The sequence below is a fragment of the Mesobacillus sp. S13 genome (assembly GCF_020422885.1).
Taxonomy (GTDB): domain Bacteria; phylum Bacillota; class Bacilli; order Bacillales; family Cytobacillaceae; genus Mesobacillus; species Mesobacillus selenatarsenatis_A.
In genome coordinates this window covers 4,232,252-4,257,280 of the sequence record NZ_CP084622.1, presented here as the reverse complement: position 1 = coordinate 4,257,280, position 25,029 = coordinate 4,232,252, and the positions used below count along the sequence as shown (strand labels likewise).

Annotated in this window: 17 protein-coding genes and 1 riboswitch; of the genes, 15 read left to right on the top strand and 2 right to left on the bottom strand. The window is 43.1% G+C overall.

What is annotated here, in order from left to right; translation table 11 throughout:
- The first annotated feature begins 15 nt into the window (after window positions 1–15).
- A riboswitch (cyclic di-GMP riboswitch) is annotated at window positions 16–112 on the top strand.
- A 75-nt stretch (window positions 113–187) separates the two neighbouring features.
- The 9 genes from LGO15_RS21780 to prfB all read left to right on the top strand — a co-directional run bounded on the left by LGO15_RS21780 (window position 188) and on the right by prfB (window position 13,783).
- Window positions 188–5,272, top strand: coding sequence for an OmpL47-type beta-barrel domain-containing protein (locus tag LGO15_RS21780; RefSeq protein ID WP_226085902.1), 5,085 nt, complete (start codon window positions 188–190; stop codon window positions 5,270–5,272).
- Window positions 5,273–5,471: 199 nt separating this feature from the next.
- A complete protein-coding gene (gene flaG / locus LGO15_RS21775; protein WP_226085901.1) occupies window positions 5,472–5,834 on the top strand; it encodes a flagellar protein FlaG in 363 nt (120 codons plus the stop codon).
- 17 nt (window positions 5,835–5,851) lie between these two features.
- A complete protein-coding gene (locus tag LGO15_RS21770; protein ID WP_226085900.1) occupies window positions 5,852–7,408 on the top strand; it encodes a flagellar hook-associated protein 2 in 1,557 nt (518 codons plus the stop codon).
- Between the two features lie 16 nt (window positions 7,409–7,424).
- A complete protein-coding gene (fliS, locus tag LGO15_RS21765; RefSeq protein WP_226085899.1) occupies window positions 7,425–7,826 on the top strand; it encodes a flagellar export chaperone FliS in 402 nt (133 codons plus the stop codon).
- Entirely contained in the window at window positions 7,826–8,164 is a 339-nt protein-coding gene (locus tag LGO15_RS21760) for a flagellar protein FliT (protein ID WP_226085898.1), read from the top strand. The genes fliS and LGO15_RS21760 overlap by 1 nt, the downstream gene beginning before the upstream one ends.
- A gap of 173 nt (window positions 8,165–8,337) precedes the next feature.
- Window positions 8,338–8,883 (top strand): ribosome hibernation-promoting factor, HPF/YfiA family, encoded by a 546-nt coding sequence (hpf, locus tag LGO15_RS21755; RefSeq protein WP_167833199.1) that lies wholly within the window; start codon window positions 8,338–8,340, stop codon window positions 8,881–8,883.
- 115 nt (window positions 8,884–8,998) lie between these two features.
- Window positions 8,999–9,841, top strand: a complete 843-nt coding sequence (locus tag LGO15_RS21750; RefSeq protein WP_226085897.1) for a DUF1028 domain-containing protein — start codon at window positions 8,999–9,001, stop codon at window positions 9,839–9,841.
- Window positions 9,842–10,047: 206 nt separating this feature from the next.
- A complete protein-coding gene (secA, locus tag LGO15_RS21745) occupies window positions 10,048–12,561 on the top strand; it encodes a preprotein translocase subunit SecA (RefSeq protein WP_226085896.1) in 2,514 nt (837 codons plus the stop codon).
- Between the two features lie 111 nt (window positions 12,562–12,672).
- Window positions 12,673–13,783 (top strand): peptide chain release factor 2 gene (gene prfB / locus LGO15_RS21740; protein ID WP_167833196.1). Its coding sequence is split into 2 segments (ribosomal slippage): window positions 12,673–12,744 and window positions 12,746–13,783, totalling 1,110 coding nucleotides; the frame shifts between segments, so codons are not numbered across the junction.
- 258 nt (window positions 13,784–14,041) lie between these two features.
- On the opposite strand, the gene LGO15_RS21735 is transcribed toward prfB, so the two are convergent.
- Both LGO15_RS21735 and LGO15_RS21730 read right to left on the bottom strand, forming a co-directional pair.
- Complete coding sequence (locus LGO15_RS21735; RefSeq protein ID WP_226087957.1) at window positions 14,042–14,992, bottom strand: nuclease-related domain-containing protein; 951 nt, start codon at window positions 14,990–14,992, stop codon at window positions 14,042–14,044.
- Between the two features lie 575 nt (window positions 14,993–15,567).
- Window positions 15,568–18,153 (bottom strand): CoA-disulfide reductase, encoded by a 2,586-nt coding sequence (locus LGO15_RS21730; protein ID WP_226085895.1) that lies wholly within the window; start codon window positions 18,151–18,153, stop codon window positions 15,568–15,570.
- A 497-nt stretch (window positions 18,154–18,650) separates the two neighbouring features.
- Here LGO15_RS21730 and LGO15_RS21725 point away from each other — a divergent pair, with 497 nt between their 5' ends.
- From LGO15_RS21725 to LGO15_RS21700, 6 genes are all read left to right on the top strand, one after another.
- The gene (locus tag LGO15_RS21725; RefSeq protein ID WP_226085894.1) at window positions 18,651–19,514 is read left to right on the top strand and encodes a YitT family protein; all 864 of its coding nucleotides are present in this window, start codon (window positions 18,651–18,653) and stop codon (window positions 19,512–19,514) included.
- Between the two features lie 50 nt (window positions 19,515–19,564).
- Window positions 19,565–19,879: a cytochrome c551 gene (gene cccB / locus LGO15_RS21720; protein WP_167833192.1), complete on the top strand. Its 315-nt coding sequence runs from the start codon at window positions 19,565–19,567 to the stop codon at window positions 19,877–19,879.
- Window positions 19,880–20,324: 445 nt separating this feature from the next.
- On the top strand, window positions 20,325–21,011 hold the full coding sequence (gene ftsE / locus LGO15_RS21715; RefSeq protein WP_226085893.1) for a cell division ATP-binding protein FtsE: 687 nt from the start codon (window positions 20,325–20,327) through the stop codon (window positions 21,009–21,011).
- Window positions 21,001–21,894 (top strand): permease-like cell division protein FtsX, encoded by an 894-nt coding sequence (ftsX, locus tag LGO15_RS21710; RefSeq protein WP_167833190.1) that lies wholly within the window; start codon window positions 21,001–21,003, stop codon window positions 21,892–21,894. The genes ftsE and ftsX overlap by 11 nt, the downstream gene beginning before the upstream one ends.
- A gap of 100 nt (window positions 21,895–21,994) precedes the next feature.
- Complete coding sequence (locus LGO15_RS21705; protein ID WP_167833189.1) at window positions 21,995–23,305, top strand: murein hydrolase activator EnvC family protein; 1,311 nt, start codon at window positions 21,995–21,997, stop codon at window positions 23,303–23,305.
- 200 nt (window positions 23,306–23,505) lie between these two features.
- A complete protein-coding gene (locus LGO15_RS21700; protein WP_226085892.1) occupies window positions 23,506–24,957 on the top strand; it encodes a S41 family peptidase in 1,452 nt (483 codons plus the stop codon).
- Window positions 24,958–25,029: the final 72 nt, after the last annotated feature.

The following is a 25,029-nucleotide window of genomic DNA, read 5'->3' as shown; positions in this document are numbered from 1 at the left end:
GATAAAGTGAAATACAAGTGAAAAAGGCAAACTATGGGAAACTATAGGACGCAAAGCCACGGGCCTGTTCTACCTTACTAGTTATTTTGGTGGATGGCAGCCGGTTGCCACAAGGATACATAGCGTATTTTCTATGGACCTTGTTAAGGTCTTTTTGTTTGCCCTTTTTTCGCAAAAGGAGAGAAATATGTTTAAGAGATTATTTAAATTCCCGTCTCTAGTAGTAGTTATGCTGCTAATCGCTCAATTGGTTTTGCCAATTGGATCAGCATTCGCTAACAATGCAAGCAGTATGCTACCCCCTACGGATCTCGCTTACGTGAATCCATCCCCTGAAGATGTAAAACTCACATGGAATACTGTATATGGAGCAACTGGCTATAATGTTTATGAAATTAAAGAAGGCCAGTTGATATTGCTTGGTACGGCCAAAACAAATATTTATAGCTTGAATGATCTTCCAGAAGGCAGTTATACCTATACAATATCCACTTTGAGCGGTGAGTTCGAATCTGGGCCATCGGCTCCGATAACTTTGGATGTTGTTTATCCTTCAATGGAAGCCCCGGCAAATCTGTCTTATAAAATCCAAAATGGTAATGATATTGTCCTTGATTGGAAATCATCTCAATATGCTCAAGAGTATTCTATTTTTGAAGTCTTGGAAAATGGTGAAAATAAGCTGCTTACGACCACGACTTCAAATAGTTACAAGTTTACGAACTCAGCAGCAGGCACATATACATATTCAGTATCTGCAGCTAACCCTTATTTCGGGGAATCGGTGCTTACAGATGCTATATCAGTTGAACTTATTCACCCGGTAATGACAAAGCCGGATAATCCGACTTTCACTATTTCTAACGGAACGGATGTAACCTTAAAATGGAGCAGTGTTCCTTTTGCGAAAGGCTATAATGTCTATCAGGTAATAGAAGGACAAAAGGTATTAAAAGAAACGGTTACAACAACAAACATAAAGTTAGTGAATAAGCCTGAGGGTGATTACAAATATATCGTTCATTCCTTCAGCGACCGCTTTGGTGAATCACAAGAAGGCAGTGAAATCTCACTAACGGTTAGTCCGGTAGTAATGCAGGCCCCTAATGCTACTGCAAAAGTGCAGAACTTTAATGATATTTATATTAGCTGGGATCGAGTTGACTATGCCGACAGCTACAAAGTCTATCAAATTGTTGATGGAGAAAAAGTGCTGAAGGATACAGTTACAAGAAATTATATAAACTATCAAAAACAAGAGAGTGGCGACTATCAATTTGAAATCCACTCATATAGCGACCGTTTTGGTGAATCAGAAGATAGTGCCAAGTTAACAGTTACAGTGGAAACATATGAACTTGATGCACCGCAAAATGGTGCTGTTAATGTTAAAAATGGTAATGATTTAACCCTGACTTGGGATTCTGTTGTCAATGCCAGCAATTATAATGTCTACCAAATCATAGACGGTGTTAAGGTTTTAAAAGATTCAATTACAGGAACAACTAAAACTTTCACTAATCTCCCAGAAGGGAATTATCATTATGAAATCTTTGCTTATAATGCTCGAATCGGAGAATCAAAAGAAGGGCTTGAAATCAGTACTGCTCTTGAACATCCAGATGTTGCCCCACCTACCAATGTAGAGTATTCTGTGACCAACCCAACTAGTTTCACATTGAGCTGGGATAAGGCTGAATATGCCAACAGCTATTATGTATATCAGATTCTTGATGGAGAAAAAGTCCTGAAAAGATTTGTTTCTGGTACAAGTATCTCTTATAGCAATTTGGAAGCTGGCCAATACAAGTATGAAGTATATTCGTATTCTTCCAGATTTGGTGAATCAAAAATCGGCAGCCCAGTAGAGGTTACCCTGGACGGATATGTGATGCCGGCTCCTGAAAATATAACATATTCAATTTCGAGTGGTAATGACATCAAGCTGCAGTGGGATGCTGTAGACTATGCAGCAAGCTACAAAGTTTATCAGGTTGTTGATGGAGAAAAAATTCTGAAGTCTTCGCCAAGATCAACATATGTTTATTTATCTAACCAGCCAGAAGGAGAACTAGAGTTTGTCGTTTATTCTTATTCCTATTTCTCTAGTCAATCCCCTGAAGGAACTGCTATAAAGATTTCTGTAGTTCACCCTGAAATGGTGAAACCTGAAAATGTAAATGCTGCAATTTTAAATGGAAATGATGTTTCTCTAACATGGGATTCTGTAAGTTATGCTACTGGTTACAATATTTACGAACAGATAGATGGCGAGGAAGTTTTTGCAGGTTCATTGTCTTCTTCATCTTCTCCTAGGAAAATTCTTTCCAATGTGTCTGAAGGAGAGCATGTCTATTTCATTCGTTCTGTCAGCAGCCGCTTTGGTGAATCCAGTGAAGGAACTCAAGTGAATGTGACCGTTAATTTCCCGGAAATGCAAAAACCAGAAAATATTAGCAAAACTATTAATAATGGGAATGATATTTACTTGAAGTGGGACGCTGCCGAATTTGCAAAATCCTATAATATCTATCAAGTTAAAAACGGTGAAAGAGAGTTATTGAGAACAGCAACCAGTACGTCAGCTGTGTTATCAAACATGCCAGAAGGTGATTACAAAATACAGGTAACATCATTTAGTGACCGATTCGGGGAGTCTGCTGAGGCAAGTACAGTAGAATTCACTTTAGTCTTCCCAATTATGCAAGCACCAGAAGATGCTTACTATACTATTAATAACGGAAATGACATCATTTTAAGATGGGATAAGTCAGAGTATGCAAAAACCTATAATATCTATCAAGTTACAGACGGTGGAAAAGAGTTTTTAAGGACGGTTAGCGGTACTTCGGTTTCCTTCACGAATATGCCGGAAGGGGACTATCAATACGAAGTCCACTCTTATAGTGATCGATTTGGAGAATCCCCGTTATCTAGTTCAATAGAGTTAACCATGGTATGGCCTGAAATGCAGCCGGCAGTATTGACCGGAAAAGTAGTTAATGCAAACAATATGAACCTTTCATGGCCGCAGGTAACATGGGCAAACGGCTACCAGGTTTATAAAGTTGTTGGTGAAAATCGAGAATTACTTTATAAAGGTAAAGCTCTGAAATACGATGTGTACAATCTTACAGAAGAGACTCATTCATTCGAAGTTGTCGCTTACAGTGACCGATTTGGAGAGTCGCCAGTGTCTAATACCTGGACTGAAAACATCATTTACCCAGAAATGCAGGCTCCGGTCGCTAACCTGAAGCTTACTAGTGAGACAAGTGCGACAATCACTTGGAATTTTGTCACCTATGCAAATGGTTACAATATTTATGAGTTGATTGATGGAGAACCAGTTTTAATTGCGGAGAAAGTAAATAACCTTTCGTATCAGTTGAAAAACTTAACCTATGCCAACCATCTATACTATGTAACATCCTACAGTAACTCGTTTGGTGAATCTGATCCATCCGAAACGGTATTGGCAAAGTTAATCATTGATGAAGAAGCACCGGTGACTACGTCTGATGTTTCAACAGATTGGATTAATGGTGAGGTTAAAGTTTCATTGTCAGCAACAGATAATGAAACCGGAGTTGCAGCAACTTATTATTCAGTAAATGGTTCAGAATTCGTTGAAGGCACATCTTTTACAGTTGAGGGTGAAGGTGTCCATCAGGTATCTTTCTACTCGATTGACAAAGTCGGCAATAAAGAAGAAGTGCAGACCACCGAAGTTAAAATCGATATGACAAAGCCGCAAACTGCTTCAGATATGACTGAAGATTGGGCAACGGCAGATGTGGAAGTGAAGTTATCAGTTGCAGATCAATTAAGCGGAGTTGCCAACACATTCTATTCTGTGGATGGCAAAGATTTTGCTGAAGGAACGACATTCACTGTTGCTGGAGATGGTGAGCATCAGGTGGAATTCTACAGTGTTGACCATGCCGGGAATGTGGAAGACATTCAATCTGAGATAGTAAAAATCGACAGTAAAGCACCAGTTACTACATCCAATATTGAAGGTAAGTGGTATCAAGAGGCTGTGAAGATTGAACTTGCTGCAACTGATGAGACAAGTGGTGTTGCCAAGACATTCTACTCAGTGAATGGATTGGAATACATTGAAGCGTCAGAGTTCACTCTGGAAGAAGACGGGGTGTACGAAGTTTCTTTTTACAGTGTGGATGCCGCAGGTAATGTAGAAGCTGCACAATCACAAAAAGTGAAAATCGACAGTTACGCACCAGTTACTACATCAAACGTAGAAGATAAGTGGTATCAAGAGGCTCTGACAGTCGTTCTTGCTGCAAACGATGAGACAAGTAGAGTTGTGGCAACATTCTATTCGGTAAATGGATCAGAATACATTGAAGGAACAGAGATTTTGCTTGAAGCGGACGGCGTTTACGAGGTTTCTTATTATAGTGCCGACAAAGCAGGAAACATAGAGGAAGTTCAAACCCAGAAAGTTAAAATCGACAGCCAGGCCCCGGTTACAACTGACAATGTTTCGGATCTCTGGTACACCACTGACAAAGAGGTTGTGTTGGCTGCAAAAGACAATTTAAGTGGAGTGGCTAAGACATATTATTCAATCAATGGCTCAGAGTTCATTGAAGGTGCAAGCTTCGAGGTATCTGAGGAAGGTAAGAATGAAGTTGTTTATTACAGCGAAGATGCCGCTGGAAACAAGGAAGAAGCAAAGTTAATTACGGTAAAGGTCGACAAGACTGCTCCTGAAGTGACTGCTGACATGAACGAAGAGTATATGCTTGGTTCAGAATTCACCATCGCATATAACGCTTTTGACCAGCATTCTGGTGTTGCGACTGAAGAAGTGACAGTCAATGGAGTTGTATACAAGAATGGTGATGTGATTAAACTCGACCAGCCGGGAGTATACAAATTAAAAATCAAGGTAACTGACAACGCAGGATTAGTGACTACAGTTGAAAAAGAGTTTGTAGTTTATATCCCAGCAACAATTCAAGTGCTGCCAAAAGTGATTAAGGGCAATAAAGGAATTTTCACAGTCAAGGCAGATCTGCCAGGTGAATTTGCTCGCTCTACATTTGATGTATCGACAGTATTACTTAACGGAGTAGCACCGAAAGTTGATAACAAAGGTTTGTTAAAGCAAGCAGAAAAAGGCCATTTCAAATTCGAGCGTGAAGACTTCAACTGGAAAACAGGAAAAGTGGAATTAGGATTCTGCGCTTATCTTGATAATGGATATTTAGTAAAAGGCACAAGGATAGTTAATGTAAAGTGAAGCTTATGTGGCTCCTCAATTGAGGAGCCTTTTCTGTTATTTAAAAATGTGACTAACTCAAAACTGGATTATAACCTGCCATAGATTCTAAGTTTTCATCGTTTTAAAATGTGGTAATTATTTTTATTTCATAATAGTTAAAGAGAGATATGGTTGTACCGATATAATAAATATAATGCGCTTTAGAGGAGGCAATGGCATGATTAACCGTCTCTCTTCAGATACACCAAGTACATACATCTACGAAACGATTAAGACGAAAATTGACAACATCGGTGCGCAAGGTGACACCGAAATGAATAAGCTTGTTACTGCAGAAGAAGCATCTCAGGTCGTTCAAAGAGAGAAAATTGAAGGTGTAGTTGAGGGACTGAATAAATACCTCCAGCAATCCCAAACATCTTTGAAATTCCAATATCATGAGAAGTTGCAGGAATACTATGTAGCATTAGTTGATGAAAAAACAAAGGAAGTTGTCAGGGAAATCCCACCGAAAAAAATGCTAGACTTTTACGCAGCGATGACAGAATTCCTTGGTTTGATTGTAGATAAGAAAATATAGAAGGCAGGTGCAGAAAAATGGTAAGGATAGGCGGTCTCGCCAGCGGAATGGATATTGATACGCTTGTAGGCGACTTAATGAAAGCTGAAAGAATTCCACTGAATAAACTGCATCAAAAAAAGCAGTTAATGGAATGGCAGCGTGATGATTATCGAACAATGAACAAGTTGCTAGCAGATTTGGATGAATTAATTAAGAATGGTTTGTACCGTTCTTCCACGTTTACTAAAAAGATTGTAACAACCTCAGATGAAAGTGCAGTGTCAGTTAGGAGTATTAGTGCAACATCCAATATGAATTCTAGCCTTCAAGTTCATACACTTGCAGAAGCGGCAAATATGACAAGCAATGGAAGTGTAGTTACGAACCTTGAAGGTTTTGATCCGAACAAGACCCTGGATAGTCAGAGGGGATTGTTCTCTCAACCTTTTTCAGATACCCAAATAACCATTCAATCTATAGGGAAGGATGGGAAATTAGGGGTCATGACTCCTATACCAATTGATCCTTCTGTCGATTCATTAAACACGGTTATTGATAAAATAAATAATTCTAATGCAGGGGTTATTGCATTTTTTGATTCAGTTACAGGGAAGTTTTCTATATCAGCAAAAAATACTGGAGATATTATAGGAGATGCAGAAATACACTTGGGTGGCGACTTTTTGACAAGTGCATTAAAAATGGACGATAACAATCAGCTTGCAGTGGACGCTGGTAACATACCTCCAAGGGGGAAGGCTGGTGTTAATGCTGACTTTACTATAAATGGTTTAAGAACAACACGTTCATCAAACATTTTTGTTATAAATGGATTTGAGTACACACTTAAGAAAACTACTGCATCAAGTGTTAAAGTTAGTTCTGCTACAGATGAAGAGACTGTTTTTAAATCTGTTAAAGAGTTTGTGGATAAGTATAATGAAACTATTTCAAAAATTAGCAGTGAAGTTAAGGAAGAGCGATACCGCAAATATCAACCTTTAACCGATGAAGATAGAGAGGGCATGACTGAAAAGCAGGCGGAATTGTGGGATGAGAAAGCTAAGAGCGGTATGCTTCGTGGCGACTCCATTTTGATTGGTGCTTTAAATAAAATGCGCAGTGACCTTGGTGGTACTTTTGGAGTACCTGGCATAGATGGTATTAATGATAATTACGATCAACTGGCCGACATTGGAATAAAAACATCGAGTAATTATCGAGATGGTGGCAAGCTTATCATTGATGATAACAAATTACGTGAAGCAATTAAAAATGACCCTAATGCAATTTATCAGCTATTTAATAATAATGGCGCTGGAGATTCTCAAGGACTTGTTTTAAGGTTGAGGTCAACAATTGAAAATACAGTTAAAAATATTGAAGCGCGTGCAGGAAATGTATTCCGGACGAATTCGCAATTTACACTAGGTAGAAATCTTAACAATATTGATAAACAAATCAATCGTTTTGAAAATCGATTGATAAAAGTTGAAGATCGGTATTGGCGTCAATTCACCGCTATGGAAAAAGCGATATACAAAGCGAATGAACAATCAGCCCAACTGATGTCTCAATTTAGTGGCATGTAAGGAAGGAAGTGCTTTCATGGCGATTTTAAATCCCTATCAATCCTATAAACAAAATTCCGTCAATACTGCCTCACCGGGCGAATTGACTTTGATGCTTTATAACGGATGTTTGAAGTTTATACACCAGGCAAAAAAAGCAATTGGTGAAAAGAACATTCAAGATAAAAATAATAGTATTTTACGAGCTCAGGACATTATCCGCGAGCTGATGGTCACGCTTAATCCCGATATTGAGGTTGGAAAACAAATGATGAGCATGTATGACTACATGCTTAGAAGGCTTGTGGAAGCAAATATTAAGAATGACCTTGAAATCCTGGATGAAGTGGAAGGCCTGGTAACGGAATTTCGTGATACTTGGAAGCAGGTCATCCAAATTAACAGACAAAAGCAATTCTCCCCGGACGGAAGAGTATAATGAGCCCGCTGGAAAGGTTTTACGAAACAACAGCTAAGCTAGTCCAAGTGCTTGAAGGCACATTTGATCGGGATGAGAAAATCCTGCTCCTGGATAAGCTGCTCGCTGAGCGGGATATTTTTTTGAAAGAAATTAAACGGCCGAATCCTGAAGAAGCCGAGCTGGCTGAAAAAGTTATCAAACTCAACCAAAAGCTCGATGTGCTTTTAGCAAAAGAAAAAACACTGATCCAAAAGGATTTGAAAGATCTGAAGAACCGTAAGGAAAAATCAGATATGTACCAAAACCCATATGCTTCCGTATCCGTTGACGGAATGTTCTACGATAAACGCAACTAAACCGCCTAATCGGGCGGTTTTTTCGTATTAGGACAAGTTCCTACAAATTATCCACTATTCCGACGGTAAAAACAGACATAAAAATGTCAAATCTTCAGACTGTTTTTGCAGGAGTTCTTTGGGGTAAAATAGAATTAGTAATACATAGTCATATCCCAAAGGAGGAGTCCACTATGAACTACAACATTCGTGGAGAAAACATTGAGGTAACGCCAGCAATCAGAGAGTATGTAGAGAAGAAGGTTGCGAAGCTTGACCGGTATTTTACCGAGTCACCCAATGCCAATGTGAACGTTAACCTGAAAGTTTACCAGGATAAAAAAGCAAAAGTTGAAATTACGATTCCGATGAAGGACCTTGTGCTTCGCGCCGAGGAGCTTCATGAAGATATGTATGCTGCGATCGATTTGATCACGGATAAGCTTGAGCGTCAAATCCGCAAGCATAAAACAAAGGTCAACCGCAAGTTCCGTGAAAAGGATAGCTTGAAGGATTACGCTCCAATTTTCACAGAAGTTGAGCAGGTTGAAGAAGATGAGGACCTTGAAGTTGTCCGTACTAAGAGCTTCGACCTGAAGCCAATGGACAGCGAAGAGGCCATCCTGCAAATGAACATGCTGGGCCACAGCTTCTACGTCTTCACAAACGCTGAAACAAACCAAACAAACGTTGTTTACAAGCGTAACGACGGACGATATGGTTTGATTGAAGCTCAATAAAACCAAAAAACCATAAACTCTACCCACAGTCAGAAATTGGCTGTGGGTTTTAATATGTTCTTTTGAAGGAAATATTATGCCGAGTGCCGAAATGTTTTTACAGGAGGCGATACATATGACATTTTCTATCGTAGGTTATGACCCACAGGAAAAAGAGTGGGGGATTGCCGTTCAATCTAAATTTCTTGGAGTAGGGGCGGTTGTTCCGTTTGCGAAGGCTGGAGTTGGAGCTGTGGCGACACAGTCATACGCAAATACGGCATATGGACCACAGGCACTTGAGTTGATGGCCCAGGGGAAATCAGCTGAGGAAGTGATGGAGCTGATCACGAAGGATGATCCTGACAAGGAGATGCGCCAGGTTGGCTTGATTGACGCCGAAGGAAACGGTGCAACTTTTACAGGTACATATTGTTATGACTGGGCAGGCGGAGTGACAGGTAAGCACTTTGCGGCGCAGGGGAATATTTTAGTAGATGAAAATACAGTGAAGGCGATGGCTGAAACGTTTGAATCGACGGAGGGGCCGCTCGCGCATCGGCTGCTTCAGGCACTAGACGCCGGACAGCAAGCTGGCGGTGACAGCAGGGGCCAGCAGTCGGCGGCTCTCCTTGTCGTCAAGGAGAAGGGCGGCTATGGCGGCTACAACGATCGTTACATCGATCTCCGTGTCGACGACCATCCGGAGCCAATCACTGAATTGATTCGCATTTACGGCTTGCAGCAGCTTTATTTTGCAAAAGCAAAGCCTCAGAACATAGTGGCAATTGAAGGTGAAATCAGGGAAACAATCGTCCAGCACCTCAAGCGTCTTGATTACCTAAAGGCCAATCCATCTGACGACGAAGAGCTCTACAAAGCGCTCACTGCCTACATCCACACTGAAAACTTCGAAGAACGAGAGCAGGAGAAGGGCAAAATCGACCTCGAAGTTTTGGAGTTTATGAAAAATCAATAATACATGGTCCCACTGTCAGCCGACAGTGGGACTTTTCACCTTTTTCGATTGGTTGTCACCCCCATTTGTAAGTGGTAGAATAGTAAGAAGAAATAAATCGAATTTTTCTAAAAGGGATTCGGTGCGTTTACAGCGAATCTTTTTTCTTTGGGACAATTTTTAACAATCGAAATCAACTAGATTCAATAGATAAAAGGAGCGTCTGTATGGGGATTTTAACGAAAATTTTCGACCAGAATAAACGCGATATCAAGAAATTGACGAAAATGGCAGACCAAATCGATGCGCTTGCAGGCGATATGGAAAAGCTGTCTGATGACCAGCTTAGGGAAAAGACGGAGGAATTCAAGAACCGTTACCAGAACGGCGCATCTACTGATGACTTGCTGATTGAAGCTTTTGCTGTCGTACGTGAAGGTGCCAAGCGTGTCCTGGGCCTTTACCCTTATAAAGTTCAACTGATGGGTGGTATCGCTCTTCACGAGGGAAATATCTCCGAGATGAAGACTGGTGAAGGTAAAACCCTTACAGCGACAATGCCGGTTTATCTGAACGCGATCACTGGACGTGGCGTGCACGTTATCACGGTCAACGAATATCTTGCAAGCCGTGACGCTGTTGAGATGGGCAAGCTGTATGAGTTCCTTGGCCTGACAGTCGGATTGAACCTGAACAGCATGACGAAGGAAGAGAAGCAGGAAGCGTACCGTGCTGATATCACTTATGGTACGAACAATGAGTTCGGCTTCGATTATTTGCGCGATAACATGGTGCTTTACAGTGATCAGAAGGTTCAGCGTCCATTGCACTTCTGTGTAATCGATGAAGTTGACTCCATCTTGATCGATGAAGCGCGTACGCCATTGATCATTTCCGGCTCTGCGCAAAAGTCTGCGGCGTTGTACATTCAGGCGAATGCATTCGTTCGCACGCTAAAGCGTGAAGAGGACTACACATATGATGAAAAAACGAAGGGTGTCCAGTTGACGGAGGAAGGGATTACGAAGTCCGAGAAGGCTTTTGGCATCGAGAACCTTTTTGACATCAAGCATGTGACATTGCTTCACCATATCAACCAGGCGATGAAAGCCCAGGCGAGCATGCACAAGGATGTGGATTATGTCGTCCAGGACGGCGAAATCGTCATCGTTGACCAGTTCACTGGCCGTCTAATGAAGGGCCGCCGTTACAGCGAAGGCTTGCACCAGGCAATCGAGGCAAAAGAGGGCCTTGAGATCCAGAACGAAAGCATGACGCTTGCGACAATTACATTCCAGAACTACTTCCGTATGTATGAAAAACTGTCTGGTATGACGGGTACGGCGAAGACAGAGGAAGAGGAATTCCGCAATATTTACAATATGAACGTTGTCGTCATTCCGACGAACCGTCCAATCGCCCGTGACGACCGTCCGGATTTAATTTACGCATCAATGCAAGGCAAGTTTAAGGCAGTGGCCGATGACATCGCCGAGCGTCACCAGGCTGGCCAGCCAGTTCTTGTTGGTACGGTTGCGATTGAAACGTCGGAAATCATTTCTGCGTTTTTAACGAAAAAGGGAATTAAGCATAATGTATTGAACGCGAAAAACCATGAGCGTGAAGCGGAAATCATTGCTGAAGCCGGTCATCAGGGCTCGGTTACGATTGCGACAAACATGGCAGGCCGTGGTACGGACATCAAGCTTGGCGAAGGCGTAAAAGAGATTGGCGGTCTTGCTGTTATTGGTACGGAGCGTCACGAGAGCCGTCGTATCGACAACCAGCTACGCGGACGTTCCGGACGTCAGGGGGACCCAGGTGTGACGCAGTTCTATCTTTCCATGGAAGATGAACTGATGCGCCGCTTCGGTTCTGACAATATGAAAACAATGATGGAGCGCCTTGGTATGGATGATACCCAGCCGATCCAAAGCAAAATGGTTTCAAGAGCCGTTGAATCCGCGCAAAAACGTGTTGAGGGCAACAACTTCGATGCACGTAAGCAGTTGCTTCAGTACGATGATGTTCTTCGCCAGCAGCGCGAAATCATCTACAAGCAGCGCGATGAGGTTCTTGAATCTGAAAACCTCCGTGAAATCGTAGAAAGAATGATTAGATCTGCATTGGAGCGCAACGTCTCTGCCCATACTCCGGCAGGCGAGGATATGGAAAAATGGGATCTGAACAGCATCATCGACTACGTGAACGGTAACCTGCTACACGAAGGCGACATCACTGCAGAAGTTCTTCGCGGCAAAGAGCAGGATGAAATCATTGAAGCCATCATGGCGAAGGTTAAAGAACGCTATAATGAAAAAGAAGAAATGTTGACAGACGAGCAAATGCGCGAATTTGAAAAAGTTATCGTGCTTCGTTCGGTTGACTCAAAGTGGATGGACCATATCGACCAGATGGACCAGCTGCGCCAGGGTATCCACCTGCGTGCGTACGGCCAGATCGATCCACTGCGCGAATACCAGCATGAAGGCTTCGCAATGTTCGAAAACATGGTCCTTTCCATTGAAGACGACGTTGCGAAATATATCATGAAAGCTGAAATCCGCAGCAACCTTGAGCGCCAGGAAGTAGCAAAAGGCCATGCGGTGAATCCGAAGGAAGACGAAGGCGGCAAAGTGAAGAAAAAGCCTGTCGTCAAATCAATGGATGTCGGCCGTAATGACCCATGTATCTGTGGCAGCGGCAAGAAATACAAGAACTGCTGTGGCAAAGCAGAGTAAGTTCTAGCGCAGAATAATTTTTCAATCAAGAGGGCCGGATTTCGGCTCTCTTTTTCCTTGGAACATACAATACGGTATAATGGAAAGTAACTAATTTATGAGGTGAATGATATGGAATTAGCAGATATCAGGAATGAGCTTGAGAAAACAGCTAAGAAATTAGCGGACTTCAGGGGGTCTCTTTGACCTCGAAAATAAAGAAGCGCGGATCGCAGAGCTAGAAGATGGCATGCTTGCACCAGACTTCTGGGATGACCAGCAGAAGGCACAGGTTGTCATCAATGAAGCCAATGCGCTTAAAGAACAGGTGAATGTTTTTAACGAGCTGAACGAGACTTACGAAAATCTTGATTTGACTTATGAGCTTGTAAAAGAGGAAGACGACGCGGATCTTCGTGAGGACTTGGAGAAGGAGCTTGTTGAGTTCAAAGAGCGCATGAGTGAGTTCGAGCTTCAACTATTGTTGAGTGAAGAACATGATAAAAATAATGCCATTCTTGAATTGCACCCAGGCGCTGGCGGAACGGAATCCCAGGACTGGGGCTCTATGCTGTTGCGCATGTACACTCGCTGGGCTGAAAAACGCGGCTTCAAGGTTGAGACGCTGGATTACCTGCCAGGAGACGAAGCAGGAATCAAGAGTGTCACTTTAAAGATTAACGGCCACAATGCATACGGCTATTTGAAGGCAGAAAAAGGCGTACACCGTCTCGTACGTATATCACCGTTCGATTCTTCAGGACGCCGTCATACTTCATTCGTATCTTGCGAAGTTATGCCGGAGTTCAATAACGAAATCGAGATCGAAATCCGTACGGAAGACCTGAAAATCGATACGTACCGTGCAAGCGGCGCCGGCGGTCAGCACATTAACACGACTGACTCCGCCGTTCGTATCACCCACTTGCCGACAGGTGTCGTTGTATCATCACAGGCTGAACGCTCACAGATTAAGAACCGTGAAACGTCAATGAAGATGCTGAAAGCAAAGCTTTATCAGCGCGAAATCGAACAGCAGCAAGCCGAGCTGGACGAAATCCGCGGTGAGCAAAAAGAAATAGGATGGGGCAGCCAAATTCGTTCTTATGTATTCCACCCGTACTCCATGGTCAAGGATCACCGCACCGGTGCCGAATCCGGCAATGTGCAAGGCGTCATGGATGGGGATATCGATATGTTTATTGATGCTTATTTGCGATCTAAGTTGAGTTTGAGTGAGTAAACCGAACTCCATATGAGTTTTAAGAGTCCCCCGCCGGGTTGGCGGGGGATTTTTGTGCTTAATGGGCTGCTAGTTTGTTTGATTATGAGTTAATTGCACGGTCAAACGCCATAATTGCGCGGTGAGCTAAGCTAATTGCATCGTCAATTAGTGTAATTGCACGTTCATCCCTTATTATTGCACGCTTAACTGCCTGGATTGCACCTTCATCCTAATAATGGAAAAACCTCCTCGCCCAAAGGGAAGAGGAGGTTATAATCATGCTTGATAATATACTCTATTTTTCGTACTACCTGTATGCTGTAGGCTCATATTCCTCAACAAGATTGTCGAAGTACTCCGTGACGGCAGGCGTAAGAAACCTCTCAATTGCTTATTTGTCATCGTCGGCCCAATCAGTAAAAAATAATCAAGAATAGCCTGTTCATGAGCATAAGTTGAAGAAGTTCCACAATTCGAACAGTACCATTTCCTTGAGATTCTCTCCATATGAAATTGCTCGCACGTTGGACATTGAATACCGGGGATGATGTCAGACGGGGATAGATTATACTTGCTAATATCAGCTTTCTCTGGCTCGTGGTTTTTCATCAGAAGTTTTGATAACTTTTTTACATCCTTGCTAGAAAGAACTTCTCCTTGATGACGATTTTGAAACTCGTCTACTTTAAAGACCAATTGTCCTCCTTTGCAAACTCGATTATAAACCTCTTGGTTTTTACTGGGATTTTGAAGGATGGAGCCATGATTGCTGTAGGTGACGAGGAATTCTAGAGGAAGAGAGTTGCTATTGTTTTTCTTCAGCCAGTTCCTGAATTGATAGACTTGTCTTTTTACCTGGTCAACCGGGCAGTCGTATACCTCCGTATTGTCATTATACGTTCGGAAAACTTGTTTGAAGGCAGGATCAAACTCTATTATTCCAGGCATATTCTTATTTTCGATCAGCAGGGCAAATTTGGTTGATAAAAGAAGGAAATCAATTTGGAAGTAGTTAGTGCCAAGTGGAATGCGGAGATCCTGGAGGATGGTAAAATCGTTTTCGTTCAAGAGGCTGAGGTAATAATCCATATCCTGTTCGCCTTTGAATCCCGCTTTTTTAATCAGCAAATCTTTAAGAATATCTGGCCTCTTTGGATGGTTTGGAGGAAGTCTGCGCAGCAGTGCTTCATTAACGAGGATTCTCCTTGGGGTCGTTCTGCGTTTCACTATCAAAAATTGTCACTCCTTTAGGTTGATGAGTGTATATTCGACATATATCGGTAAAAACCCTGTTAAAGAGTGAGATGTTTTTCCTCGTTTAGTTTTTTTTATAAAATTTTCCCTACAATTCAAGTTCTCAATTACCTATTTACAACACCCCCAGGCACCCGGAGAGATGACTGATTCAGTAAAGGGAAAGAACTAGTAGGCTAGTACGAAACTGATAGGGAGTAAATAAGGTAACTTTTAATTAGTATCTCGATGTTTCCTCTAAAAAACTCTTGAAAACCTACAAAGAGCAGTACGCAATTCGTTTTTGTGCAGGGCGAAGGTAGAAACAAGGTCCAAAAAGTAAACTTACTAGTGAAATAGCTGTTTATTGGAGTCAACTTTGCTACTGGAAAAATTATTCTGTTAGTAAAATGAGATAATTGCACCGTTGTTTAAGGTAATTGCACCGTGTTTTGAAATAATTGCACGGTCCTCCTAATTAATTGCACCATTAATCGAGATAATTGCACCGTCTTCCTAAATAAGGAAAAACAAGAAAGCAGCCCTCCTAAGAAGGCTGCTCCCACATATTAGATAAACAAATTCAACCCAGAATCCTCTGCATCACCGAGGTAAGCTGCTACGCCGCCGATTTCGACTCCTTCGATGAGTTCTTCTTTTGCGATGCCCATGATGTCCATGCTCATGCCGCAGGCTACTAGCTTGACGCCGGCGTCCATGGCATTTTTCATCAGGGTATCAAGGCTGTCGACGTTTTTATTGGACATGACGGTCTTGATCATCTTGGAACCCATGCCGCCCATGTTCATTTTGGATAGCGGCAGGTCGTTAGCGCCCTTAGGCATCATCATGCTGAACATCTTCGCCATCATGTCTTTCTCGGTGGCAGGTGCGTCACTGCGCTTTAAGATGTTCAGTCCCCAGAAGGTGAAGAACAAAGTTACTTCTTTACCCATCGCCGCGGCACCGGATGCGATGATGAAGGTTGCGATGGCCTTGTCGAGGTCACCGCTGAACACGACCATCGTCGCACCATTTTTAGCCGGAGCAGCAGTTGGAGCCTCAACTGGAGCTGCCATTGTGTTCATAGGCACGACCACATTGCCTTTCATGATCTGTGCTTTGAACTTCTTATCCTTAAATTTGTTGCTGATCAGCTTGTTGCCTGTCTTCTCACACCATGCTTTGATGTCTTTCGCGAAGCCAGGATCTGTTGCGTGGACTTCCATCACCTCGCCGTCTTGCATGTCACCGATTGTTTTATACACCTTCATGATCGGACCAGGGCAAGACAGGCCGCAAGCGTCAAGCGTAGTCTTCACAGTCGGTGGGGCAGCTTCTACGGCAGAAGCAGCAGAAGCAGGAGCGGTAGGTGCCTGAGCAACAGGAGCCGCCTCAACTGCCAATCCCACACTAGACTGGGCAGCACCTGCAGCAATCTCTTCCATCGCAGCATTTCTCTGTGCCACGCCATTGTCACTGATGGGTGTACCGCAGTTCTCACTCGCATCTGGCTCGAACACACAAGAGTAAGTCTTGTATCCACCGTCCAGATTGCGAACCTTAAAGCCAGCCTGAATCAGGATACGAGAAGCTAGGTAACCGCGAAGGCCCACCTGGCAGTAGACATACACTTCTTTTGTCGGTAATTCATCAAGACGATCGCGAAGCTCACCAAGCGGGATGTTTACAGAGCCCTCAATCATGCCCATATCGCGCTCGATTGGCTCACGGACGTCGATCAGGTAGCCACCATCAGCCAAAATGTCGTTGATTTCATGCCATTGAACAGTTTCCACGAGACCTTCCGCGATATTTTTAGCTGCATAACCAGCCATGTTTACTGGGTCTTTTGCAGAAGAGTAAGGTGGTGCATATGCCAGTTCAAGGTCTGGCAGGTCAAAAATTGTCATGCCGCCTTTAATCGCAGTTGCCAGAACGTCGATGCGCTTGTCCGCACCATCATAAGATACAGCCTGTGCACCGAAGATTTTTCCTGTTTCGCGGTCAAAGATCAACTTTAGTGCAATTGGGAATGCGCCTGGATAATAGCCAGCGTGTGAGCTTGGGTGAACGTGCACGACATCGTAAGAGATGCCAAGGCGTTTCAATGTTTTTTCATTATTTCCGGTTGCTGCAACGGTCATGTCGAACACTTTCGCAATCGATGTGCCAAGCGTACCCTGGTACTTGGAATCGATGCCGTTGATATGGTCAGCGACGATGCGTCCCTGGCGGTTGGCCGGCCATGCAAGCGGAATATGGGTCGCCTGTTCGTTGATATAGTCTTTCACTTCAATTGCATCGCCGATGGCGTAGATGCTTTCGTCAGCTGTCTGCAGGCGCTCGTTGACATGGATGGCACCGCGAAGGCCAAGCTCAAGCCCAGCTTCCTTAACTAATTTATTTTCAGGAGCCACACCAATGGCAAGGATGACCATGTCAGTGTCGATTTGCTTGCCGCTATTCAGGTTGATCAGCTTGCCGTTCTTCTCAAAAGATTTAACACCATCTTCAAGAACCAGGTTCACACCTTTTTCGCGGAGATGCTGATGTAAAATAGAAGCCATCTCGAAGTCGATTGGCGCCATGATCTGGTCAGCCATCTCGACCAGTGTCACTTCTACACCGCGTTCCCAAAGGTTTTCGGCCATTTCGACGCCGATGAAGCCACCGCCGATAACAGTCGCTTTCTTAGGCTGTTGCTCATCAACATAAGCTTTGATTTTATCAGTATCAGGAATGTTGCGAAGCGTGAACAATGCTTCAGCTTCATTAATGCCAGGAATCGGAGGCTTGATCGGGCTTGCTCCTGGTGATAAAACAAGCACATCATAGCTTTCCTCATAAGTTTCGCCAGTTTTCAGGTTCTTGATCTCCACCACTTTGCGTTCACGGTCAATGCGTGTGACTTCGCTAAGGTTGCGGATATCCATGTTGAATTTCTTAGACATGCCTTCAACCGTCTGCACAAGCAATGCGTCGCGTTCCTGAATTGCACCGCCAATATAATAAGGAAGGCCGCAGTTTGCAAAAGAAATGTATTCACCGCGCTCGACCATCACGATTTCAGTTTGTTCATCCAATCTTCTTAAACGAGCAGCTGTTGTAGCTCCGCCAGCAACTCCACCTACGATTACCACTTTTTTAGCCATATTCATTACCCTCTTTCTTAAAAATTTATATCGTTTCGATTTAGTGTTTAGTGCAGGCTCCTTTGTGAAAATCCGTAACTATCCAGTCTGGCCAGATGATAGGCACGGATTTTGTGTAATGGTGAGCATGCGAGATATTAAAAAAAATATATATTTCTTTTCTACAGGAAAGACTAATCATGTGATCGCCTCCTTATACGTGAAATATATCACAAAGTACGACTAGGGGTAAGGGTATTTGGTAAAGCGTCAAAAACTGTTCATAATTTGTCATACTTAAAAAACCTTTATAAAATTTTGCTTGCAAAATGAACGAAATCAATTGTTTCTATAATATAGGCTAGGTTTTATAGTAACTAGTTGTATAAGTGAGATAATATTCCTTTTTTACATCAGATCAACTTTTACCCTTTAACACGGCGCACTGCTAGCGTTTACAGGAAATTCGACACGTGCTATACTCACTGACGGCATTAAAGGAAAAAGGGGATAGGACTGTGAAAAAACGGCGAAATCATACGATAAATCCAACTTTAGAAAAGCTGATTGAATATGTGTATGTGTTGATAGGTTCTGGGATTGTGGCCATCTCGTTCAATGTGTTCTTGCTGCCAAACCGGGTTGCTTCTGGCGGGGTCAGTGGGATCAGTACGATTTTGGATGCAACGCTCGGCTGGGAACCTGCATATGTGCAGTGGGCATTTAATATACCTTTGTTCATCGCAGGGGTTGTTTTACTGGGGCGTCAATATGGGTATAAAACTCTTGCAGGGACCATTTTTCTTCCATTTATAGTCTTCCTGACTAATGATGTGAAGCCATGGACTCTTGATCCTTTGCTCGGATCGTTGTTCGGCGGTATTGGTGTCGGTCTGGGCCTTGGCATTGTTTTCAGAGGAAATGCATCGACTGGTGGAACCGATTTGGCTGCGCAGATCATCCATAAGTATACGGGGCTCTCACTTGGCACCTGTGTGGCGCTCATTGATGGACTGATTGTATTATCTGCAGCGATTGTATTCGATATTGAACGCGGTCTTTACGCTTTGATTGGGCTATATGTCACTAGTAAAACCATCGACCTTGTGCAGGTCGGTATCGGGCGCTCAAAGATGGCAATGGTCATTACGAACCGCCAGGATGAAGTTCGTGAAGCCATTTTGAATAAAATAGACCGCGGAGTGACAAAACTATCAGCATACGGCGGCTATACCGACCAAGAACGGCCAATTATCATGTGTGTTGTGGATCAAACGGAGTTCACAAAATTGAAACAATTGGTCCAATCCATTGACCCTGCTGCATTTGTCATTGTCATGGATGCTTCAGAGGTATTGGGCGAGGGTTTTAAAAGAGCTTGATATTGGTATAAAATAGTCGTGTATGCAAAATTTTCTTAGGGGGAGTTAAGTTGAAGAAGAAATTATTAGCTCTATTAATGGGAACCTCCTTGGCACTGGCAGCTTGCGGTGGCGGCGGCGATGAAGCTGGCGGCGGAGACACAGCTGGTGCGGATCCGGAAAAGCTTTTTAACCAGAAATGTTCAAGTTGCCATGGCGGCAATCTTGAAGGCGGCGTAGGACCGAAATTAAGTGATGTGGGTTCTCGTTTATCTCAAGATGAAATTGAAAGTGTAATTGCGAACGGCCAGGGTTCAATGCCTCCGAAACTGCTTGAAGGCGACGATGCATCAGCAGTAGCTGAATGGCTGGCAAACAAAAAATAATACTTATAAGGAAACGCCCTGAATCTCAGGGCGTTTTTTTGTCCCTTTTTTTCCAATATAACTTCAGTAGAATTGCTGTCTTTATGCATTTCTGTAAAATCGCCAAATTATTTAGCAATTCAGCAAGCTTCACAATTTGTACATACAAGTTATGTCAAACTCTTGTTACACCACAGTAATAAAACTAAAAATTCTACTAAATGAAAAACAAGATAATATCAGGATTTTCCTTGGTAAATAGCTAGCTTGGAATGTTATCACACATTCGAATATCTTGATAGAATACCCTCTTAAGGAAATTAGTGGAATAAAAATTTGCATTTGAAAAGAAACTGTAATATATAAAAGGGTTTTTTTGATAGATTGAGATGCTATAATAGGTTTGTTACAAATTGTCGAAGTTTAGCCATGTGTTTTAAGACAAACTATCTAAGGTGATACAAAAATGATAGATATGCAAGATGTGTATAAGACCTATTCCAATGGCATCGTAGCTGCTAATGGGATTAATGTTCATATAGATGCAGGTGAATTTTTATACGTAGTAGGGCCTAGCGGCGCTGGAAAATCTACTTTTATCAAAATGATGTACCGTGAAGTAAAACCTTCTCAAGGTTCAATCATTATAAATGGTGTTAATCTGGCAAAGCTAAAGGACAGCAAAGTACCATTGCTGCGTCGAAATATTGGCGTAGTGTTCCAGGACTTCAAATTGCTGAACACTCTTTCAGTCTATGAAAATGTTGCTTTTGCAATGGAAGTTATCGAGGAATCGCCTCAATATATCAAAAAGCGAGTCATGGAAACCCTGGAACTGGTAGGGCTGAAACACAAAGCAAGAGCACTTCCTACTGAGCTGTCAGGCGGGGAGCAGCAACGTGTTGCCATCGCTCGTTCAATCGTGAACGCACCAAAAGTGGTGATTGCTGATGAGCCAACTGGTAACCTTGATCCGGATACTTCATGGGAAATCATGAACATATTTGAAGAAATCAATATGAGGGGAACCACAATCGTCATGGCCACCCATAACAAAGAAATCGTCAACACAATCAAGCATCGCGTCATCGCGATCGAGAACGGCAGAATTGCCCGTGACGAAATGAAAGGTGAATACGGATATGAAAGCTAGAACATTCCGCCGCCACGTTCGTGAGAGCTTTAAAAGCTTGGGCCGAAACGGCTGGATGACATTCGCATCCGTAAGCGCCGTTACAGTTACCTTGCTTTTGGTCGGTGTCTTTTTCGTCATTATGATGAATTTAAATAAAGTTGCAACCACAATCGAGGAGGATGTAGAAATCCGAGTCCATGTGGATGTAGCTGCGAACGACAAAGATAAAGAGGTATTGGAGCAGCAAATAAACCAGGTTTCCAGGATCAAAAGTGTGACCTATTCTTCCAAGGAACAGGAGCTTAAGAACTTGATAGAAAGCCTGGGAGATGAAGGGGAAGCCTTTCAATTGTTTGAGCAAGACAATCCTTTGAACGATGTGTTCGTCGTAAAGACGAAAAATCCTACTGACACAATGAGAGTTGCCAAGCAAATTGAGAAATTTAATTTTGTCACTTCTGTAAAGTATGGACAAGGCAAGGTTGAAAAATTATTCAGTTTTATAAAAGTAAGCCGTAATGTCGGGCTCGTCTTGATTGTCGGATTGCTTTTCACCGCCATGTTCTTAATCTCTAATACAATAAAAATCACGATCATGGCACGCAGACGGGAAATTGAGATTATGAGACTTGTAGGTGCTACGAACGGTTTCATCAGATGGCCATTTTTCCTTGAAGGCCTCTGGCTTGGAATCCTTGGGGCAGTGGTGCCGATCGGAGTAGTTTCCGCAGCCTATTATTATGCTTACGACTTTATTAACGATAAGTTGAAAGACCATTTTATCAAACTTCTTGAATTTAATCCGTTTGTTTACCAGTTATCAGCAATCCTGATCATAATGGGAGCAGCAATTGGAATCTGGGGAAGTCTCATGTCCGTCCGTAAATTCTTGAAAGTGTAAGGAAGATTGCAGTTCTTCCTTAACACTACATAGCCAATAGACGATAGATAGAAAGACAAAGTTACGAAACTATCATGAGTAAGAGAGGGGAACAGATCTAGTGAAAAAGCAGATACTCTCACTAGCAGTAGTCAGTACTTTAAGCCTGGGTTCTTTGCTTAGCCCATTATCAATAAACCAAGCAACAGCAGCAAGCATTTCGGAAATGCAAAAACAGAAAAATGAACTGAAAAATCAACGTTCTGGAATTAATGCTGAAATAAATGAGAAAAAGTCTCAAATCGGCGAGCTGCAGAACGAGCAGCAGGCACTGAATGACCAAATCAAGAAGCTTGATTTTGCCGTTAATGATGCCGAAGAGAAAATCGCAGCAAAGAATGCTGAAATTGCGCAGACAACTGAAGAAATTGAGCTACTAAAGGGCGAAATTGCTGAATTGGTAAAGCGTATTGATCAACGTAATGAACTGTTAAAGGACAAGGCACGCTCCCTTCAGGAAAATGGAAGTACAGTAAACTATATTGACGTATTGCTCGGAGCAAATAGCTTCAGTGACTTCATTGACCGGGTGAGCGCTGTCACGACAATTGTACAAGCTGACAAGGGCATTCTTGAACAGCATGCAAGGGATAAAGAAGAACTTGAAACGAAGCAACAAGAAGTAGAAACCAAGCTTAATAACCTTAAAGAAATGAAAAAAGATCTTGAGGCTTTGACGGTTAAGCTGAATGCACAAATCAAGCAAAAGAATGAGCTTATGAGCACTCTTAAGCATGAAGAAGAGCAGATGCATGCGGAAGCAATGGAGATGGAAGAAGAAGCAAAGCTTCTAAAAGAACAGGAAGCTGCAATGGTTCAGGCTATTGAGTTGGAGAAAAAGCGTCAAGCTGAAAAAGCAAGACAAGCAGAACTTGAAAGACAAAGGAAAGCAGCAGCAGCAGCGGCAGCTAAGAGCAGTGGAGGAAGCAGTTCAACTCCAGATCCAGAACCAGTTGTATCAGAACCACCGTCTTCAGGCGGGATGATTATCATGCCGGCAAGCGGTCGCGTCACTTCTGGAATTGGCCAGCGCTGGGGTACTTTCCATGCGGGAGTCGATATTGCCAACCGAGGAGCTAATGTACCTATTTATGCAGCGGCAGACGGAGTTGTCATTCGTTCTTATTACTCTTCCAGCTATGGAAATGCTATATTTGTCGCGCACTCAATCAATGGACAAACATGGACGACTGTATATGCACATATGAGCAATCGTCAAGTAAGCAATGGGCAAGTAGTATCAAGAGGTCAGCGTATAGGAACAATGGGTAACACAGGACAATCATACGGCCAGCACTTGCACTTCGAGCTTCATAAAGGCTCTTGGAATGCGTCTAAATCAAACGCTGTTAATCCAGCTGCATACTGGTAATGCACTAAGGAAGAGACCCACGTCTCTTCCTTTTTCTTTTTCCCGATTAAAACTCTCAGAAACTTGTAAAATATAACCAGAGTGTCCATGCCTCCAAAATTAATCCTTCATACCCTGTCCCTCTTCGTCATATAATGGGAATCATAGAAATTTTTACGGCAGAGGAGCAGTTGATGCGGTAAACGGGGAGGAGTTTGGCAATGGAACGTAAGTGGATTCCCATTTTGATGGCGGGCTCGCTGCTGACTGGAGCGGGGAGTACATACGCCGGCATGCAATGGTATGAAAGCAAGGCGGGGGTTCTGGAACGCCAAATCGTGCCTCTGAAAAATCAGGTGGGTGCACATGCTGGCGATGCTAGCAGTCTCGAAAAAGTCGAGCAGGCATACAGTTTAATTTTTAACAGTTACGTTGAAAAGGTGGAAGAAGATGAGCTGATAGAAGGCGCAATCCAGGGCATGCTTTCAAAGCTGGAGGATCCTTATTCTGTCTATATGGACAAGGAGACGGCCAAACAATTCAACGAGACGCTGGAGTCGTCTTTTGAAGGGATTGGTGCAGAGGTCAGTACGGTCGATGGAAAAATTGTGATCGTTTCTCCTTTTAAAAATTCACCCGCAGAGAAGGCGGGGCTGAAGCCGAATGATCAAATTTTAAAGGTCGATGGCGAGAGTATAGAGGGATTGGATTTATATGAAGCGACGTTGAAGATTCGTGGTAAAAAAGGGACTCCTGTTATGCTGGAAATTGAGCGTAAAGGCTTGAAAGATCCGCTTCAGGTGAAAGTGATTCGCGACGAAATCCCGCAGATTACCGTCCATGCCGACATGAAAAAGGTGAATGGCGAGAAGATTGGCTATATGGAGATTACCTCTTTTTCGGAGGATACATCCAAGGAATTCAATAAGGAACTTAAGGCCTTTGAAAAAGAAGGAATGGATGCGCTGCTGATCGATGTGCGCGGCAATCCTGGGGGGCTGCTCTCCAGTGTCGAAGAAATTCTGCGTGAGCTTATTCCTAAAACGAAACCACTTTACCAAATCGAGGAACGCAGCGGGGATAAGACTCGTTATTTCTCCAATCTGGAAAAAGCGAAACAATATCGTGTTGCGGTGTTAACAGACGATGGCAGTGCATCTGCATCGGAAATTCTGGCTGGGGCATTGAAGGAAGCAGGCGGCTATCCAGTCATTGGCGAAAAGACCTTCGGCAAAGGGACAGTCCAGCAGGCTGTGCCGATGGGGGATGGCAGCAATATCAAGCTGACGCTGTTCAAATGGCTGACGCCGGATGGCAATTGGATCCATAAAAAAGGCATCGAGCCAACTGTCGAGGTCAATCAGCCGGCACTGTATGATACCCATCCCATCCAGGCTGAAAAGCCGCTCAAGCTCGATATGAATAACGAGCAGGTCAAAAACGCCCAGGAAATCCTCGCTGGTCTCGGATTTGAGCCGGGCCGTACTGATGGCTACTACAGCGGCATGACCGAAATGGCCGTCAAAGCATTCCAGCGGAAAAATGACATGACCGTAACAGGTGTCATTGATGCAAAAACAGCCACCTCACTCGAGGATGCAGCGAGAGAAGCGATGAAACAAGAAGAAAACGACTTACAGCTGCAGACCGCATTGAGGCTGCTGGCGAAATGAGCAAAAGAAGCTGTACTCGAGATTATATCGGGTGCAGCTTTTCCTTATTTTGGATGAAGGTGCAATTAATGA